The sequence below is a fragment of the Streptomyces sp. NPDC017993 genome, from assembly GCF_044328065.1.
In the GTDB taxonomy this organism is placed as follows: Bacteria; Actinomycetota; Actinomycetes; order Streptomycetales; family Streptomycetaceae; genus Streptomyces.
This window is the reverse complement of sequence record NZ_JBIRGO010000012.1, coordinates 213875-231557: the sequence shown is the minus strand read 5'-3', so window position 1 is coordinate 231557 and position 17683 is coordinate 213875. Positions and strand designations below refer to the sequence as shown.

Sequence of the window (17683 nt, the reverse complement as noted above, 5' to 3'; positions counted from 1 at the left end):
CCAATCCTTCGCTGTTTGGGGTCCCCCGCGCGCAGCGCGCGGCGACTTTACGAAACGTTGACCCCGAAGTCTAGAGCGATGCCTCGCAGTCCCGACGCGTACCCCTGGCCCACCGCCCTGAACTTCCACTCGCCGCTGTAGCGGTACAGCTCGCCGAAGATCATTGCCGTTTCGCTGGAGGCGTCCTCGCTGAGGTCGTACCGCGCGAGTTCGCTGCCGTCGGCCTGGTTGACGACGCGGATGAAAGCGTTGCTGACCTGCCCGAAGCTCTGTCCGCGCAATTCGGCGTCGTGGATCGAGACCGGAAAGACGATCTTGTCGACCGCCTCGGGAACCTGGGGAAGGTCCACGAGGATCGACTCGTCGTCGCCCTCCCCTTCACCGGTGAGGTTGTCACCGGTGTGCTCGACGGAGCCTTCGGGGCTCTTGAGGTTGTTGTAGAAGACGAAGTACTCGTCCCCCAGCACCCGACCCGATCCGCACAGCAGCGCGCTGGCGTCGAGATCGAAGGGCGCGCCCGTCGTGGAGCGCGCGTCCCAGCCGAGGCCGACCATGATCTGCGTGAGATTCGGAGCGGCCTTGGACAGGGAGACATTGCCCCCCTTGGCAAGTGTGACGCCCATACTTTCGTTCCTCCCCGGTGTCGGTGCGGGCCGTGCCCACGCACGGCCCGCGTCCCTTGCAAGCGCGTGCGGCGCCGCACTCCCCTGGTGGGGCGTACGGCGCCGGACGCGTCAGTGGTGCTCGATCAGACGTTGACGCCGAAGTCCTGCGCGATACCGCGCAGGCCCGAGGCGTAGCCCTGACCGACCCACTCCGCGCCGTTGCGGTACAGCTCGCCGAAGACCATGGCGGTCTCGGTGGAGGCGTCCTCGCTGAGGTCGTAGCGCGCCAGCTCGTTGCCGTCGGCCTGGTTGAGCACGCGGATGTAGGCGTTGCGCACCTGGCCGAAGCTCTGCTGGCGGTTCTCGGCGTCGTAGATCGACACCGGGAACACGATCTTGTGGACATCGGCCGGCACCCCGGCGAGGTTCACCTTGATGGCCTCGTCGTCGCCCTCGCCCTCACCGGTGGTGTTGTCGCCGGTGTGCTCGACCGAACCGTCGGGGCTCTTCAGGTTGTTGAAGAAGACGAAGTTCTGGTCGCTGCCGACCTTGCCCTGATCGTTCGCCAGCAGGGCACTGGCGTCCAGGTCGAAGTCGGTACCGGTGGTCGTACGCGCGTCCCAGCCCAGACCGACGAGGACGGCGGTCAGATTGGGGGCTTCCTTCGTCAGCGAGACGTTGCCGCCCTTGCTGAGGCTGACTCCCACGAGTCCTCCCATAGATTCGAGGGGTACGTAAAGATTTGCGCCCCCATCGTGCATGGCATCAGATCAACGAATTGATCCTAGTGACCGGTTCCCACCGATTGCAGATATCGCACGCGGTTGCACACGGATGCCGGTCCGAGGGGGCGCAGGCCGCCGCCGCGCCGGCTCAGAGGGCGTCGAGCGCGGTGATGTAGTCCTTGATGTCGCGGGCGTCGGGCAGGCCGTTGACAACCGTCCAGCGCACCACGCCCTCCTTGTCGATGATGAAGGTGCCGCGCACCGCGCAACCCTTGTCCTCGTCGAAGACGCCGTACGCCCGCGAGGTCTCGCCGTGCGGCCAGAAGTCCGACAGCAGCGGGTACTCCAGGCCCTCCTGCTCGGCGAAGACGCGCAGCGAGAAGGGGGAGTCGTTGGAGACGGCAAGCAGCTGGACGTCGTCGTTGGCGAACCGCGGCAGCTCGTCGCGCAGCGCGCACAGCTCACCGGTGCACACACCGGTGAAGGCGAAGGGGTAGAAGAGGAGGACGACGGCCTTCTCGCCGCGGAAGTCGGAGAGCTTGACCAGCTCGCCGTGCTGGTTCTTCAGCTCGAAATCCGGAGCCTTCGTGCCGACCTCGATCGCCATGGGGTGCTTCCCTTCCGCTCACTCGCAACAGGACTCGCCCAACCCTACGCGCAGGGCCTGACAGGCCGGAAAACCCCTCCGGAACGGGGCCGAGCCCCCTCCGGAACAGGCCGGAGGGGGCTCGGTGTGGAACGTCGAGGTGGTACGGATCAGCGCTTGCCGGACTTCGCCCCCTTGGGCGTGACCAGTCGGCTGCCGGTCCAGTCCTTGCCCGCGTTGATGCTCTTGGTCTGGGACAGACCCGCGGTCTGCGCGGCCTCATTGATGTCGCTCGGCTCGACGTAGCCCTCGCGGCCGGTCTTCGGGGTCAGCAGCCAGATCATGCCGCCTTCCTCGATCAGCCCGATGGCGTCCACCAGCGCGTCCGTGAGGTCGCCGTCTTCGTCACGGAACCACAGCAGGACGACGTCAGCGACGTCGTCGTAGTCCTCATCGACGATTTCCTGGCCAATCACGGCCTCAATGCCTTCTCGGAGTTCCTGCTCGACGTCATCGTCGTAGCCGATCTCCTGGACCACCTGTCCGGGCTCGAACCCCAGCCTGGCGGCAGGGTTGGTCCGCTCCTCCGCGTGGTCCGCGGTCGCGCTCACGGATTGCCTCCTGTCATGTTTCGGAAAATGCTTTTGAACCCCGCGCGTGCGCGGAGCATTGGGCGTAGTCCACACGGGCCGGGCGGATCGCGCAAGTACCCGACGGTCGAGACCGTCGAAACGGTGACGATTGGACGCGTCTCGCCGCAACCACGACCCCACCGGGACAGCCTGAAGTGATTCACACCACAGCGTTCTGCCGGGTTTGTGGGGTAGTCGCGCGCGACTGGGCCCTTCGGGGGGTGCCGGAGGCCGACCGGACCCGCGTTCGGGAGCCGCACTGCCGTACGCGAAGCACATTCGACATGGGCGTATGGTTGCGATTTGGCCGACCTGAGAAATCGGCCTTTTCCGCGCCCATCTCTCAGAGGGTGGTTACCCATCGGTAGAGGTGACGTATCCCAGTGACTCGGTACACGATGGAAGACGGCGCGACACCAAGGTAGAGACAGCAATCGTCCGCGTGCGCAGCATCAATCGGGTGCAGAGCACGACACGACCCGAACACGAAGGAACAGCGTGGCTTCCGGATCCGATCGAAACCCGATCATCATTGGCGGCCTTCCCAGCCAGGTCCCGGACTTCGATCCCGAAGAGACCCAGGAATGGCTCGACTCGCTCGACGCAGCCGTCGATGAGCGAGGCCGGGAACGTGCCCGCTACCTCATGCTCCGCCTGATCGAGCGCGCCCGCGAGAAGCGCGTGGCCGTGCCCGAGATGCGCAGCACGGACTACGTCAACACCATCGCGACCAAGGACGAGCCGTTCTTCCCCGGCAACGAGGAGATCGAGCGCAAGGTCCTGAACGCGACCCGGTGGAACGCCGCCGTCATGGTCTCCCGGGCCCAGCGCCCCGGCATCGGCGTCGGCGGTCACATCGCCACGTTCGCCTCCTCCGCCTCGCTGTACGACGTGGGCTTCAACCACTTCTTCCGGGGCAAGGACGAGGGCGACGGCGGCGACCAGATCTTCTTCCAGGGCCACGCCTCGCCCGGTGTGTACGCCCGCGCGTTCCTTCTGGACCGGCTCTCCGAGCCGCAGCTGGACGCCTTCCGCCAGGAGAAGTCGAAGGCTCCGAACGGCCTGTCCAGCTACCCGCACCCGCGGCTGATGCCGGACTTCTGGGAGTTCCCGACCGTCTCGATGGGCCTCGGCCCCCTCGGCGCGATCTACCAGGCCCGCATGAACCGCTACATGGAGGCGCGCGGCATCGCCGACACCTCCAAGTCGCACGTCTGGGCCTACCTCGGTGACGGCGAGATGGACGAGCCCGAGTCGCTCGGCCAGCTGTCCATCGCCGCCCGCGAGGGCCTGGACAACCTGACCTTCGTCGTCAACTGCAACCTCCAGCGCCTGGACGGCCCGGTCCGCGGCAACGGCAAGATCATGCAGGAGCTGGAGTCGCAGTTCCGCGGCGCCGGCTGGAACGTCATCAAGCTGGTGTGGGACCGCAGCTGGGACCCGCTGCTCGGCCAGGACCGGGACGGCATCCTGGTCAACAAGCTCAACAGCACGCCCGACGGGCAGTTCCAGACGTACGCCACCGAGACCGGTGCGTACATCCGCCAGCACTTCTTCGGTGACGACCAGCGGCTGCGCGCCATGGTCGAGAACATGACCGACGACCAGATCCTGCACCTGGGCCGCGGCGGTCACGACCACAAGAAGATCTACGCGGCGTACGCGGCGGCCAAGGCCCACAAGGGCCAGCCGACGGTGATCCTCGCGCAGACCGTCAAGGGCTGGACGCTCGGCCCGAACTTCGAGGGCCGCAACGCGACCCACCAGATGAAGAAGCTGACGGTCGACGACCTCAAGGCCTTCCGTGACCGGCTGCACCTGCCGATCGCGGACAAGGACCTGGAGAGCGGCGTCCCGCCCTACTACCACCCGGGCCGGGACTCCGAAGAGATCCAGTACATGCACGACCGCCGCAACTCGCTGGGCGGTTACGTACCGACCCGTGTGGTGCGCAGCAAGCCGCTGCAGCTGCCGGACGACAAGATGTACGCGGCCGCCAAGAAGGGCTCGGGGCAGCAGAAGATCGCCACGACCATGGCGTTCGTCCGGGTCCTGAAGGACCTGATGCGGGACAAGGAGATCGGCAAGCGTTTCGTGCCGATCGCGCCCGACGAGTACCGCACCTTCGGTATGGACGCGTTCTTCCCGTCGGCGAAGATCTACAACCCGCTGGGCCAGCAGTACGAGTCGGTCGACCGTGAACTGCTCCTGGCCTACAAGGAGTCGCCGACCGGCCAGATGCTGCACGACGGCATCACCGAGGCGGGCTGCACGGCCTCGCTGATCGCGGCGGGCTCCGCCTACGCCACGCACGGCGAGCCGCTGATCCCGGTCTACGTCTTCTACTCGATGTTCGGGTTCCAGCGCACCGGTGACCAGTTCTGGCAGATGGCCGACCAGCTCGCCCGCGGCTTCGTGCTCGGCGCGACCGCCGGCCGTACGACGCTGACGGGTGAGGGCCTGCAGCACGCGGACGGTCACTCCCAGCTGCTGGCGTCGACCAACCCGGCCTGTGTCGCCTACGACCCGGCCTACGGCTACGAGATCGCGCACATCGTCAAGGACGGTCTGCGGAGGATGTACGGCGAGAACGCCGAGGACATCTTCTACTACCTGACCGTCTACAACGAGCCGATCCAGCACCCGGCGGAGCCGGCCGAGGCGGATGTCGAAGGCATCCTCAAGGGTCTGCACCGTGTGGCGAGCGCCGAGAAGGGCGAGCACGCCGCGCAGATCCTCGCCTCGGGTGTCGCGGTGCCGTGGGCCATCGAGGCCCAGCAGATCCTCGCGGACGAGTGGAACGTCAAGGCGGACGTCTGGTCGGCGACCTCCTGGAACGAGCTGCGGCGCGACGCCGTCGAGGTCGAGGAGCACAACCTTCTGCACCCGGAGGAGGAGCAGCGCGTCCCGTATGTGACGCGCAAGCTCCAGGGCGCCGAGGGCCCGAAGGTCGCGGTCTCGGACTGGATGCGTGCCGTGCCGGACCAGATCGCCCGCTGGGTCCCCGGTACGTACCAGTCGCTGGGCGCCGACGGCTTCGGCTTCGCCGACACCCGTGGCGCGGCCCGCCGCTTCTTCCACATCGACCCGCAGTCGATCGTGCTGGGCGTGCTCACCGAGCTCGCCAGGGAGGGCAAGGTCGACCGTTCGCTGCTGAAGCAGGCCATCGACCGCTACCAGCTGCTGGATGTCTCGGCCGCCGAGGCGGGCGAGGCCGGCGGCGACGCCTGACCGACCTTCCCCCAGCTACCGCTGGGAGGTGCCCCCATCCGGCTGCGGCATCGCCTCCACCCGCGCCCCCCGGCCCGCGTTCTTCGCGGCCGGGGGGCGCGGTGGTGTGCGGGCGGCCCGCGAAGGCCGCTCAGCGCTCCCAGACCTTGAACGCCCGTACCTCGTACGGGGACCGGGGGACCCAGCTGCCGCCGCCCGGGTAGGTGTCGAATTCGCCGGTCTCGGCGCACTCCGCGCTCTGATACGTGGTGACCGGCCGGCCGGTGCGGTTGGCGAGCGAGGCGGCGCTCGCCCCCTTGCCCAGCGGGACGCAGCTCTCGATGTCGGTGTCGGACAGTTCATGGGTCCGCGGCTTGCCGCCGAAGTCCGCCTTCGGCCAGAGGCACAGCCGGCCGACCGCGCAGTCGCCGGAGGCCGCGGCGGTGCGACTGCCCGGGGCGGCGGGCGCGCCGACGGCGGACGGAGCGGTGAGCGCGGCGGCCAGCGCGGCGAGGCCGGTGACGAGCGCGGTGGTGTGGAGCGTACGCATGCGCACAGGAATTCTCCCCCGTGGAGTGTGACGACGATGTCGTGCGGCGGGCCGGTCGCCCGCTGTCCGCCGAGCTTCACCGGTGCCCGGCGCGGTTGCCAAGGCCGTGGCGGAGAGCCCACCCGGATCAGGGATGGGGACGGCCGTGCCGCTCGATCCCGGCGCCGCGCGGAGCGGGGTTGACGCGTGCCGTGGGGGCGGGAGCGTCCGCAAAAACCGTTCGCCCGGTGCCGGGGAAGGCGGTCGGCCGGCGGGACCGGGACCTGCGCCAGGGCATCGGCGCTGCTGGTTCCCGGAACGGGTCATCCGGATGAGGGATTCCGGTGGCTGGCGTCCGGTCAACTGACGCCAGGCGTACGGCGGGTGGCCGGTGGCGGCGGCTCGCGACGTCCGGTTGACGCGCTCAACGCCTCCGGGTGCCGGCTGACGCGCCGGGGCGACGGCCTGTGTCCGCGAGGGATGGCCGGCACGGCAGGCGCGCGGCGGGCACCGAGGCTGGTTCGGCGCGTACGGCGGGTGCTCCGGTGCGTAGAGGGTGCTTACCGCGCAAGCACAAGCGCGCGGCCGGCCGAGGGTGACTCGGCCGGCCGCGCGCCGGGTGTTGCCGGGTGCTCCTGGCTGCTGCCTCTGCGGGCGGCTGCCGGGCGGAGCCGTCAGATGTGGGCGGCTCCGGCGCCCGCCTCGGCGTTCGCGCCGCGCTTGGTGAGGGTCGCGACCAGGGCCGCGACGAGCGCCACGCCGCAGGCGACGGTGAAGGCCAGCCCCATGCCGGAGACGAAGGTGTCGTGGGCGACGGAGGTGATCTTCTGGGCCAGCTCCGGCGGGGTGCCCTTCGGCACCGGCGCGATGCCCGCCGAGACGGCGTCGGCCGCCTGGGACATCTGCGCGGGCGGGACCGGCGGGAGGCCCTCCGACTGCCAGTTGACCGGGAGCTGCTCGTCGACGCGGGAAGCCATCACCGCGCCCAGCACGGCCGTGCCGAGGCTGCCGCCGACCTGCATCGCGGCCTGCTGCAGCCCGCCGGCGACGCCGGAGAGCTCCAGCGGGGCGTTGCCGACGATGACCTCGGTGGCGCCGACCATGACGGGCGCGAGGCCCAGGCCCAGCAGGGCGAACCACAGGGACATCGGGCCGGTGCTGCTCTGCGTGTCCAGGCCGGACATGCCGTACATCGCGATGGCGGTCAGCAGCATGCCGCCCACCAGCGGAACCCGCGGGCCGAACTTGGTGATCGCGGCCCCGGCGAGCGGCGAGCCGACGATCATCATGCCGGTGAGCGGGAGGAGGTGCAGCCCGCTGTCGACGGGGCTCATGCCGTGCACGTTCTGGAGGTAGAACGTCACGAAGAAGAGGCCGCCCATGAAGGCGAAGGCCATCAGGACCATCAGCACCGTGCCCGCGGTCAGCGGCAGGGAGCGGAACATCCGCAGCGGGATGAGCGGCTCGCGGACCTTGGTCTCCAGCACGCCGAACAGCACGAAGAGGACGATCGCGCCGACCAGGAAGCCCCAGGTCTTGAGGTCACCCCAGCCCCACGCGGTGGCCTTGATCAGCGGCCAGATGAGGCAGAACATCGCGGCCGAGAGCAGCACGATGCCGGGGATGTCGAAGGACCGGGGGGCGTTCTCCGCGCGGTGGTCCTTGAGGATCACCGCGCCGAGGACCAGGGCGAGGACGCCGACCGGGACGTTGATGAAGAAGACCGACTGCCAGCTGACGTGCTCGACCAGCAGACCGCCGACGATCGGGCCGCCGGCGGTGGAGGCGCCGATGACCATGCCCCAGATGCCGATGGCCATGTTGAGCTTCTCGGCCGGGAAGGTCGCGCGCAGCAGGCCGAGCGCGGCGGGCATCAGCAGGGCGCCGAAGAGGCCCTGCAGCACCCGGAAGGTGATGACCAGCGAGACCTCGTCGGAGAAGCCGATGGCGCCGGAGGCGACGGCGAAGCCGAGGATGCCGATGAGGAAGGTCTGGCGGTGGCCGAAGCGGTCACCGAGCTTGCCCGCCGTGATCAGCGAGACGGCAAGGGCGAGCATGTAGCCGTTGGTTATCCACTGCACATCGGCGAGCGAGGCGCCCAGATCCTGCTTGATGGCCGGATTGGCGATGGCGACGATGGTGCCGTCCAGCGCGACCATCATGACGCCGATGGCGACGGAGAAGAGGGTCAGCCACGGATGGCCGCGCAGCCCCTTGCGGGGCTCCGGTACGGGAAGTTCCGGCGCGGCAGCGGCAACCGGGGTCTGAGAGCTCATACCCCGAAGGCTAATGTCAGCCACTGACAGTTGACAAAGTGTTTCATGAGTCGGTAACTGTCATTTAGCTCACAGGTATCCTGAGCAGCGATAACACCTCCGAAAGGCGGCGCAGGATGGCGACCCCGACGCCGCAGGCGGCACCCCGGAGCGGGCTGCGCGAACGGAAGAAGCAGCGCACCCGCGACGCGCTGATCCGCGCCGCGCTGGAGCTGTTCACGGAACAGGGCTACGACGCGACGACCATCGACGAGATCGCGGAGGCGGTGGACGTCTCCCAGCGCACCTACTTCCGGTATTTCGCCAACAAGGAGGAGGTCGTCTTCGCCGTCCAGGAGATGGTGGAGGCCCGCTTCCTCCAGGAGCTGCGGACCCGCCCGCAGAGCGAGGCCCCGCTGACCGCGCTGCGCAGCGCGGTGATGGTGGCCTGGGACGACATCGGGGGCGCGATCGAGTCGGTGGTCCCGGTGGAGCTGCACATGCGCTCGTACCGAATGATCGAGTCGACGCCCGCGCTGATCGCGGCCCACCTACGGCGCTCCTCCGAGCTGGAGGAGCAGATCGCCCGACTGATCGCCGGGCGCGAGGGGCTGGACGTGGACATCGATCCGCGCCCGCGGGTCCTGGTCGCCGCGTTCAGCGGGGTGATGCGGGTGGCGGGCAAGGTGTGGGGCGAGGGGCAGGACTGCAGCGTGGCGTCGATCCGCGAGCTGACGAAGTCCTACCTGGATCACATCGGCCCGGCGATGGAGGACGACTGGCGGGCCCGGTGAGACCGCCGGGCCGGTTCGCCGGCGACCCCCTCGCGGGAGGCAGGGCGACACGCCCGGGGCCCGCCCACTGACACCACGTCAACCCCCCGTAACGGCCATCCGCCACAGCGTGATCATTTCACTGCTCAATGAGACTGCTTCTGCACGTCTGAGCACCGGAAATTCATGCTCGCTGTCCGATTTGGTCGTTATACCCACCGTGAAACGTGAGATGACTCACGGCCTCAGCGGCCGCCCTGTCGCGTCTCCTAGGGTGGCTCGCGGTGACTTCCTTCCCAGGGCTCGGCCCCTCCTCCGGTTTCCTTCAGTCCCCCGCCTGGCGCGCCGCACTCGCCCTGGTGGTGGTGTTCGTGATGCTTGCGATGACCGGCTGGACCGCCATCAGAGGAAGCAAGGGGGACGCCAACCCGCTGGCCACCGCCAAGGCCGCTTGGCAGGGCGCCACCTTCCACGGACGCGCGCTGCCCGACCCGGACGACTCCCCGTCGAAGCTCCGCGCCTTCTTCTCCTCGCTCGACCGCGCCGAGCGCAAGCAGCTCGCCACCCGCTATCCGCTGGTCGTCGGCAACATGGGCGGCGCCCCCGTCCAGCTGCGCTACCGGGCCAACCGGATGGCGATCGACCATGCCCGCGCCGAGGAACAGCAGCGCATGGGTGACCGCAAGCTCACGCCCGTCGGCCGCCAGGAGGCGGGGCGACTGATGCACCGGCTGGAGTCGATGCTGACCAGCGGCCGCCAGATCCTCGCCTTCGATCCGGCCGGCGGCGGCCGCGCGGCCGAGGTCTTCGGCAACCTCAACAAGGCGGACCGCGTCTCGGTCGTGGTGCCCGGTGTGGACACCAACCTCTCGACCTTCGAGCGCACCGCACGTGCCACCACCGCCCCCGTCGGCATGGCGCGATCCCTGTACGACGCCGAGCGCGAAGCCCGCCCGGGGACCCGTACCGCCGTGATCGCCTGGGCGGACTACACCTCGCCCGCCGGGCTCGGGGTCGGGGCGGCCACCGGCCAGATGGCGGAGGCCGGCGCGGTCCGGCTGCGCGGTCTGGTGGAGTCGCTGCCCAACGGCAGCCCGGTCTCGCTGTTCTGCCACAGCTACGGGTCCGTGGTCTGCGGCGTCGCCGCCCGGAATCTGCCGTCCAACGTCGAGGACATCGCGGTGGCGGGCAGCCCGGGGATGCGGGCCGACAGCCTGTCCGGCCTGAACACCCGGGCCCGGGTCTGGGCGATGCGGGACGCGGACGACTGGATCAAGGATGTGCCGTATCTGGAGGTCGGCGGTCTCGGCCACGGCGCGGACCCGGTCGAGCCCTCCTTCGGCTCGCGGGTCCTGTCGGCCGACGGCGCCGTCGGACACGCGGGCTACTTCGCGCCCGGCACCCGCAGCCTGCAGAATTTCGCCCTGGTCGGGGTCGGCGCCGCCGACGCCGTCGACTGCGCGACCGACGACCCGCGTTGCAGCACCGACCTTGTCTGATTGCCGTATGCCGCGCGACGGGTGTCCGCAGGCACGGCCCGGCGCCCGGGGACGGGCCGTGCCTGCGGAATCCGCCGCCGTCGCGGCCACGAGGACGCCCAAGGAGACGGGCCGGGTGTCGCGGACGCGCGTAGCGCAAGGTGTGCGGAAGGGGGACGGGTGGGCAACCGCCCGCATACGATGAGCCGCATGGGTGATGTGCTGGCCGGTTTTCACGCCGTCTGGGAGTTCGACACCGACTCCGTGCTCATCCGCTTCGAACGGGGGATCCGCAGGCCGAGGCTGTTCCAGGCGCTCGGCGAGCGACGCATTCCGTACGAGGCGTTGAGGTCTGTCGAGCTGTCCGAGGGCAGACGCGGCACCGTGGTGCTGCACGCCGTGCCGCGGCACGGCGCCGACCCCTTGATGGAGGCGGCGGACGGACAGCTGAAGGAGGACGCCGACCCGTATCGGCTGGTGCTGCCGGCCGAACGCGAGACGCTGGCCGAGTTCTACGCCGACGAGCTGCGCGGTGTGCTGGGCCCCGACGCCCTCAAGCCCGCCGACCGTCATCTCGTGGCCGCGCCGGAGCCTCCGATGCACTTCAAGGCGTACGACGCCAAGGCGTCCTTCGACGGCCGGTCGGTCGCCTTCCGCTGGTTTTGGACGGGGGCGTCCTCGGCGAAGTGGAAGAGCGGCGACCAGAGCTTCCCGGTCGGCGACCTGGCCGGGGTGGAGTGGCGCTCGCCGGAGATCTTCCACGGCTATCTGCGGCTGCTGGGGCGCGGGGCACAGGACGACAGTCCGGGCGAGGCCGATCAGGACCCGGCCGCGGTGGTCTTCGGACTGGGCTACGGCCCGGTGCACGAATCGCTGCCGTTCGCCGCCGCGGTGCTCCAGGCCGTACGGGCCGCCGATGCGGCACCGGACCCCGCGGACCGCGAGCCGATGCGCCGGGCCGGGGACACCCGACGGGACCCGGCCGATATCGCCGACCGGATACGGCACCTCGGCGACCTGCACGAGGCGGGTCTGCTGACGGACGACGAGTTCAGCGCGAAGAAGGCCGATCTGCTCGCGGAGCTCTAGGGCGTGTCCGGATCCGCGTGACCGCCTTACGGACAGCCCTCAGGGCCGGTCGGGCGCTTCCGTCACTGCGGCGGTGGAAGCCGCCCCGCCGGAGGTGGCTCCACCGCGCAGTCGGGCGGGTCTTTACTCGTGGGCGCTGATCACGCCGCCGGCGCTGAGCACGATGTACACGCCGTTGGCGTCGACCCCGACGTCGTGGCCCTTCGTCTCCAGGGTGGCGGCCACGCCCTCGGAGCCGATGATCTGCGCGCGGTACTGCAGCTCGCCGACCTTCGTCACCTTGGCCTTCCAGCCGCCCACGAGCTTGAAGGTGCCCGGTCCCTGGTGCTCGCCGCCCATCCAGGAGTGGATCTTGCCGCCCATCGTGAGCACGACGTACATGCCGTTGGCGTCGAGCCCGGCGTCGGCGTCCTGCCCCGTCGTCTCCATCGTGGCGACGACCGCACCGTCGCTGATGATCTTGGCGCGGTAGCGCTGGGAGCCGAGGTCGTAGATCTCGGCCTTGCTGCCGTCCACCAGGGTCTCGGTGCGGGCCGGGGATGCCGTCTTGCCGGCGCCGGTGGCCTGCGTGCCGCTCGACGCCTTGCCCGCGGCGTCCGGCTTGGTGCCGGTCTTGGCATCGGGGCTCGCCTTGGAATTGGCGGCGGGCGAGCTCGTGCTCGTGTGTCCCGCGGACTTCGCGTCGGCGGCGTCCGAGCCGGAGCAGGCGGTCAGGGTGAGGCCGGCGGCCGCGGTCAGGGCCGCGACGGCAATGCGCAGGGTGCGGCGGCGAGCGGTGCGGGCGGTGGTGCTGGAGCTCATTTGGGGTCCCCCGGGGCAGTCGGTGTCGTTGTTTCCTCGGTACGTCACCCACTCTGATCGGAGCCACTAGCGCGAGGCTGCCGCTCCGCTAACAACTGACTAACACGGGTGTGAGCAGGGGGAAGAAGCCATGCGACCCATCGGACACGGCCTCGACCATCCGCGGGGTCCGGGCGTCATACCGTGGTATCGGTCGCAAGCCGCGACCCTGGTATGACGCCCCGGCAGCCGCGGTCCGCTTGGATGGACTCGCGATGCCCCGACAATCTCTCCCCCCAGAAGCCGAACCCGCCCGCGGCGCCGGACGCGGCCAGGCCGGCGCCCGCCTTTGGCGCGCCGTGCAACAGGCGCTGCGCGTCCTCGCCGTGGAACTCGGGACCCCGACCACCCCCGGTACGCCCCTGTTCGGCACGGTGCAGAACCGCTGGCTGCGACGGCTGCCGTATCTGGTCGCGTGTGCGTTCGCGATCTCCCTCCTGCCGACGACGGTGACCGTCCTCACCGATGACTACGGCATGAGCGGCGGCCCGGCCGGCGGACTCGCGACCGCGCAGACCGTGCCGCTGCTGCTCGCGGTCAGCCGGCCCCTGCAGGCCTGGTGGGTGGTCTTCGCCGCGGATGTCGTGTGCGCCCTGACGCTTCTCGGCGCCGACCACCTCGCCGGCCACGCCTGGCCCTGGCCGCCCATGGTGATCGTGGGCTATCTCGTGCTGATGCTGGCGCTGTCGCTCCGCGAGCGCCGCCGCACGCTCATCGCCGTCTGGCTGACGACCGGAGCGGTGGGCTTCCTCTTCGAGATGTTCGCCCCCATGGGCACCGCCCATACGTGGGTGCTGCTCTTCGTACTCAGCGGCGTGATGCTCATGATGGGCGCCACCTTGCGGGAACGGGGCGACGCCCAGAGGAAGTTGATCGAGCAGGAGACCATCAGCGAGGCCGAGCGCGCCCACCGCACGCTGCTGGAGGAACGCACCCGCATCGCCCGCGAACTGCATGACGTCGTCGCCCACCACATGTCGGTGATCACCGTCCAGGCCGACAGCGCGCCCTACCGGATCAGCGGCATCCCCCAGGAGGCGCAGGAGGAGTTCGGGTCGATCGCCGCCACCGCGCGGGAGTCGCTGGCGGAGATGCGCCGGCTGCTGGGGGTGCTGCGCAGCGAGGAGACGGAGCGGCACGGCGGCCCCGAGAAAGCCCCGCAGCCGGGCCTCGGCCAGCTGCCGAAGCTCGTGGAGGGGACCGTGCGGGCCGGTGTGCCGGTCGAGTTGGCGCTGCCCGCGCAGCCGGTGCCGCTGGAGCCTGCCGCGGATCTGTCGGCGTACCGCATCGTGCAGGAGGCGCTGGCCAATGTCGTGCGGCACGCCCCCGGCGCGCGGACCCGGGTGTCGGTGACCGCCACGTCCGACGGCTCGCGGCTGACCGTACTGATCGTCAACTCCGCTCCCCCCGCGCCGTCCGCGCCGCTGGAGACCACCGGCACCGGGCACGGTCTGGTCGGGATGCGGGAGCGGGTGCGGCTGCTGGACGGCTCGCTGGACACCGGGCCGCTGCCCGACGGCGGCTTCCGCGTCGCGGCCCAGCTCCCCCTCGCCGCGCCCTCCCCCTCGGCAACTCCCCTCCCAGCTAAGGATTCCGGATCCGCATGACCACTCGGGTGATCATCGTCGACGACCAGGCCATGGTGCGGGCGGGCTTCGCCGCGCTGCTGGCCGCCCAGAGCGATATCGACGTGGTGGGCGACGCGCCGGACGGCGTGCAGGGCCTGGAGCTCAGTCGCCGTACGCACCCCGACGTGGTGCTGATGGACGTCCGGATGCCGGAGATGGACGGACTGGAGGCGGCCCGGCGGCTGCTCGATCCGCCGCCCGGCGTCACCCATCGCCCGAAGGTGCTGATGCTGACCACCTTCGATGTCGACGACTACGTCTACGAGGCGCTGCGGGCGGGGGCGTCCGGCTTTCTGCTCAAGGACGCGCCGCCGGCCGATCTGATCTCCGCGGTACGCGTCGTGGCGGCCGGTGAGGCGCTGCTCGCGCCGTCGGTGACCCGGCGGCTGATCGCCGACTTCGCCCGCCGCAGGCCCGCCCCCCGCAAGGACCGGGCCGCGCTCCGGCTGAACGGGCTGACCCCGCGTGAGACGGAGGTCCTGGAGCTGATCGCGCGCGGCCTGTCCAATCAGGAGATCGCCGACACGCTGGTCCTGGCCGAGCAGACCGTGAAGACCCATATCGGGCGCGTGCTGGCCAAGTTGGAGCTGCGCGACCGCGCCCAGTCCGTGATCTTCGCCTATGAGTCGGGGCTGGTCACACCCGGCGAGGGGTGACGGGCCGCGCCCCGCACGCCGTCCTCCCCGAGGGCAGCGGTGGCTGTCCTCCCTGAGGACGAGAGGCGGCGGCACCCCCTACCCCGGTATCACCCGGGAGTTGGCTCCGCGGTGTGACGCCCCGTCACCCACCTGCTTTCTACGTTTCCCTCCGTCCCACCGACGGAAAAGGGAGACGCCACCATGTCCGTGCCGCGCACCACCGCTCGACGCCGCAGGCGCACGCTCGTCGCCGCTGCCCTCGCGGCGGTCATCGTCGCCGCGACCGGCGGGTGGGCGGCCGGCTCGGCACAGACCGCCGTCACCGGCCCCGCGCCCGGCGCCGCCGCCTGGCGCGCGGACCACGCCCTGGGGGTGCGGCTGCCGGACCCCGCGAGCGCCTCCCCCGCCGAAGTCGTGCGCTTCTTCGCCTCGCTGACGGGCCCCCAGCGGCACGCCCTCGCGGTCCGCCACCCGCTGACTGTCGGCAACCTCGACGGTGCGCCCATCGCCCTGCGGTACGAGGCCAACGCCCTGGCGTTGCGCGCCGAACGCCGCCGGCAGCTCGCCCTGGCCGAGGACCCGGCGGCCACGCTCCAGGACCACCAGCAGGCCAGGGAAGCGGCCGACCGCTGCGCCGGTCTGCTCACTCCCGGCCGGCACATACTCGCCTTCGATCCGCGCGGACGGGGTCAAGTGGCCGAGGTACACGGCGACTTGACCACCGCGGAACGCACCGCGGTGCTGGTGCCCGGCTCGGACATCGACCTGGCCTCCTTCGACCGGGCGAAGGACCCGTACGGCACCCCCACCGGCATGGCCAGGTCGCTGCGCGCGCGGATGGCGGCCGACGCCCCCCACACGCGTACCGCCGTCATCGCCTGGGTCGGCTACACCACGCCGGTCGGGGTCGGTCCGGACGCCGCCACCGGCCGGCTCGCGGAGGCCGGTGCGCCGCGCCTGGCGCGCTTCCTGTCCGGCCTTGCCGCGGCCGGCGCGCCCGCCCCCGCGGTGTTCTGCCACAGCTACGGTTCGGTGCTCTGCGGGCTGGCCGTACCGCGGCTGGACCGCGGCGACCTCGCCGACCTGGTCGTCTTCGCCTCCCCCGGCATGCGGCAGGACACCGTCGCGGACCTGCGCACCACCGCGCGGGTCTGGGCGGCCCGCGACGCGTCCGACTGGATCGACGACATCCCGAACGTCGAGCTGCTGGGCCTGGGCCACGGCGCGGACCCGACCGGCCCCGACTTCGGCGCCCGGCACGTCTCCGCCGCGCGGGCCGAGGGCCACACCGGCTACCTCGCGCCCGGAACGGACTCCCTCCGCAGCTTCGCCGCCATCGCCCTGGGCCACTACGCCGACGTGCGCTGAGCCCGCCAGGACACGACCTCCCCGCCCTCCGCCTCGCCGTCACTTCTCACCCGAGGACGCCTCATGGCCACCGCACTTCGTACCCCATTGCGCCGTACGGTCCGCGGCGCGGTCCGCGCGATCGAGGAGCGCACTCCCGCGCATCGCGACCGTGCCCTCGACGGCCTGCGCGCCCTGGCGCTGCTCGCCGTGCCCACCGGCCACTGGCTGCTCGGCGGTTTCACCCTCGACGCGGAGGGCGCGCTGCACAACGCGAGCCCGCTGTCCACCTCCGGCTTCCTCTCGCCCGCCAGTTGGGTGCTGCAGATGCTCGGGATCTTCTTCCTGGTGGGCGGCCACGCCTCGGTGCTGTCGCTGCGCCGCCACACGGAACAGGGCGGCTCCACCGGGGTCTGGCTGCGCGGCCGGCTGCTGCGGCTGGGCCGCCCGGTGCTCGCGGTGACCGCCCTCTGGGCGATGCTGATCCCTGTCCTGTTCGCCCTGGGCGTGCCGGAGCAGACGCTGCGGACCGGGGCGACGCTGGTCATCCAACCCCTGTGGTTCGTGGGGGTCTACGCGGTGGTCACCGCACTGACGCCGTACTGCCTGCGCGCCGCACGACGGTGGGGCGCCTGGGCCGCGGCTCCCCTGCTCGCGGCGGTGGCCCTCGTGGACCTGCTGCGCTACGGCCCCCTCGCCGATGCCGTGCCGTCCTGGCTGAGCCTGCTCAACCTTCTGCCCGGCTGGCTGTTCGCCTACCAACTCGGCGTCTCCTGGGGAGAGAAGCGGCTCGGCGTACGCGCCGCCCTGACGCTGCTGATCGGCGGTGCCGCCCTCTTCGCCGCGCTGCTGCTGTTCTTCCACTACCCGGCGAGCATGGTCGGCGTGCCCGGTGCGTCCCGTACGAACTCGCACCCGCCGTCGCTGCTGGTCCTCGCGCTGGCCGCGGCGCAGTCGGGCGCCGCGATCCTGCTCCGCGACCGGCTCGCACGGCTCCTGCGCAGGCCCGCCCTGTGGGCACCGGTCGTCGTCATCAACCTCTCGGCGATGACGATTCTGTGCTGGCACCAGACGGCGATGCTCTCCGCCGCGGTGCCCGCGTCCTTCGCGGGCGCGGTCCCCGGCCTCACGGTGGCGCCCGACACCGCGGGCTGGATCCTCGTCCGGCTCGCCTGGCTCCCCGTCTTCGCCGCCGCGCTGCTCCTGATCGGCGCTGCCACCCGGCGTTTCGAGGCTCCGTGGACGGGCGTCACCCGCTTCCGGCGCGCCCTGGCGGCCGTCCTGGCCGCGTGCTTCGGGGCCTTCGCCCTCGGACTGGCCTGACCCGCGCCACCCGGACGGGAGCGGC

Annotated in this window: 14 protein-coding genes and 1 pseudogene; 8 read left to right on the top strand and 7 right to left on the bottom strand. The window is 70.9% G+C overall.

Going from position 1 to position 17683, the window contains the following annotated elements; all coding sequences use genetic code 11:
- Nucleotides 1-47 precede the first annotated feature (47 nt).
- The 4 genes from ACH4FH_RS23350 to ACH4FH_RS23335 all read right to left on the bottom strand — a co-directional run bounded on the left by ACH4FH_RS23350 (nt 48) and on the right by ACH4FH_RS23335 (nt 2527).
- Entirely contained in the window at nt 48-623 is a 576-nt protein-coding gene (locus ACH4FH_RS23350; protein WP_398557803.1) for a TerD family protein, read from the bottom strand.
- Between the two features lie 125 nt (nt 624-748).
- On the bottom strand, nt 749-1312 hold the full coding sequence (locus ACH4FH_RS23345; protein WP_398557802.1) for a TerD family protein: 564 nt from the start codon (nt 1310-1312) through the stop codon (nt 749-751).
- A gap of 166 nt (nt 1313-1478) precedes the next feature.
- Nucleotides 1479-1937, bottom strand: a complete 459-nt coding sequence (locus tag ACH4FH_RS23340) for a peroxiredoxin (protein WP_398557801.1) — start codon at nt 1935-1937, stop codon at nt 1479-1481.
- A gap of 149 nt (nt 1938-2086) precedes the next feature.
- Nucleotides 2087-2527, bottom strand: coding sequence for a DUF3052 domain-containing protein (locus ACH4FH_RS23335; protein WP_398557800.1), 441 nt, complete (start codon nt 2525-2527; stop codon nt 2087-2089).
- A gap of 519 nt (nt 2528-3046) precedes the next feature.
- Between ACH4FH_RS23335 and aceE the strand changes: the two genes are divergently transcribed.
- Nucleotides 3047-5779, top strand: coding sequence for a pyruvate dehydrogenase (acetyl-transferring), homodimeric type (gene aceE / locus ACH4FH_RS23330; protein WP_398557799.1), 2733 nt, complete (start codon nt 3047-3049; stop codon nt 5777-5779).
- A 130-nt stretch (nt 5780-5909) separates the two neighbouring features.
- On the opposite strand, the gene ACH4FH_RS23325 is transcribed toward aceE, so the two are convergent.
- On the bottom strand, nt 5910-6308 hold the full coding sequence (locus ACH4FH_RS23325; protein WP_398557798.1) for a peptidase inhibitor family I36 protein: 399 nt from the start codon (nt 6306-6308) through the stop codon (nt 5910-5912).
- A gap of 643 nt (nt 6309-6951) precedes the next feature.
- A pseudogene (locus tag ACH4FH_RS23320) lies at nt 6952-8563 on the bottom strand (MFS transporter); the annotation flags it as partial.
- A gap of 116 nt (nt 8564-8679) precedes the next feature.
- On the opposite strand from ACH4FH_RS23320, the gene ACH4FH_RS23315 reads away from it, so the two are divergent.
- The 3 genes from ACH4FH_RS23315 to ACH4FH_RS23305 all read left to right on the top strand — a co-directional run bounded on the left by ACH4FH_RS23315 (nt 8680) and on the right by ACH4FH_RS23305 (nt 11882).
- The gene (locus ACH4FH_RS23315) at nt 8680-9336 is read left to right on the top strand and encodes a TetR/AcrR family transcriptional regulator (protein WP_398557797.1); all 657 of its coding nucleotides are present in this window, start codon (nt 8680-8682) and stop codon (nt 9334-9336) included.
- A 263-nt stretch (nt 9337-9599) separates the two neighbouring features.
- Nucleotides 9600-10814, top strand: a complete 1215-nt coding sequence (locus ACH4FH_RS23310) for an alpha/beta hydrolase (protein ID WP_398557796.1) — start codon at nt 9600-9602, stop codon at nt 10812-10814.
- Between the two features lie 189 nt (nt 10815-11003).
- On the top strand, nt 11004-11882 hold the full coding sequence (locus ACH4FH_RS23305) for a DUF4429 domain-containing protein (protein WP_398557795.1): 879 nt from the start codon (nt 11004-11006) through the stop codon (nt 11880-11882).
- Between the two features lie 123 nt (nt 11883-12005).
- Here the strand turns inward: ACH4FH_RS23305 and ACH4FH_RS23300 are convergent, their stop codons facing one another.
- Entirely contained in the window at nt 12006-12683 is a 678-nt protein-coding gene (locus ACH4FH_RS23300) for a hypothetical protein (RefSeq protein ID WP_398557794.1), read from the bottom strand.
- Between the two features lie 254 nt (nt 12684-12937).
- Between ACH4FH_RS23300 and ACH4FH_RS23295 the strand changes: the two genes are divergently transcribed.
- From ACH4FH_RS23295 to ACH4FH_RS23280, 4 genes are all read left to right on the top strand, one after another.
- Nucleotides 12938-14329, top strand: a complete 1392-nt coding sequence (locus ACH4FH_RS23295) for a sensor histidine kinase (protein WP_398557793.1) — start codon at nt 12938-12940, stop codon at nt 14327-14329.
- The gene (locus tag ACH4FH_RS23290; RefSeq protein ID WP_398557792.1) at nt 14326-15006 is read left to right on the top strand and encodes a response regulator; all 681 of its coding nucleotides are present in this window, start codon (nt 14326-14328) and stop codon (nt 15004-15006) included. The genes ACH4FH_RS23295 and ACH4FH_RS23290 overlap by 4 nt, the downstream gene beginning before the upstream one ends.
- A 183-nt stretch (nt 15007-15189) precedes the next feature.
- On the top strand, nt 15190-16356 hold the full coding sequence (locus ACH4FH_RS23285) for an alpha/beta hydrolase (protein WP_398557791.1): 1167 nt from the start codon (nt 15190-15192) through the stop codon (nt 16354-16356).
- Nucleotides 16357-16419: 63 nt separating this feature from the next.
- Nucleotides 16420-17658, top strand: coding sequence for an acyltransferase family protein (locus ACH4FH_RS23280; protein WP_398557790.1), 1239 nt, complete (start codon nt 16420-16422; stop codon nt 17656-17658).
- Nucleotides 17659-17683: the final 25 nt, after the last annotated feature.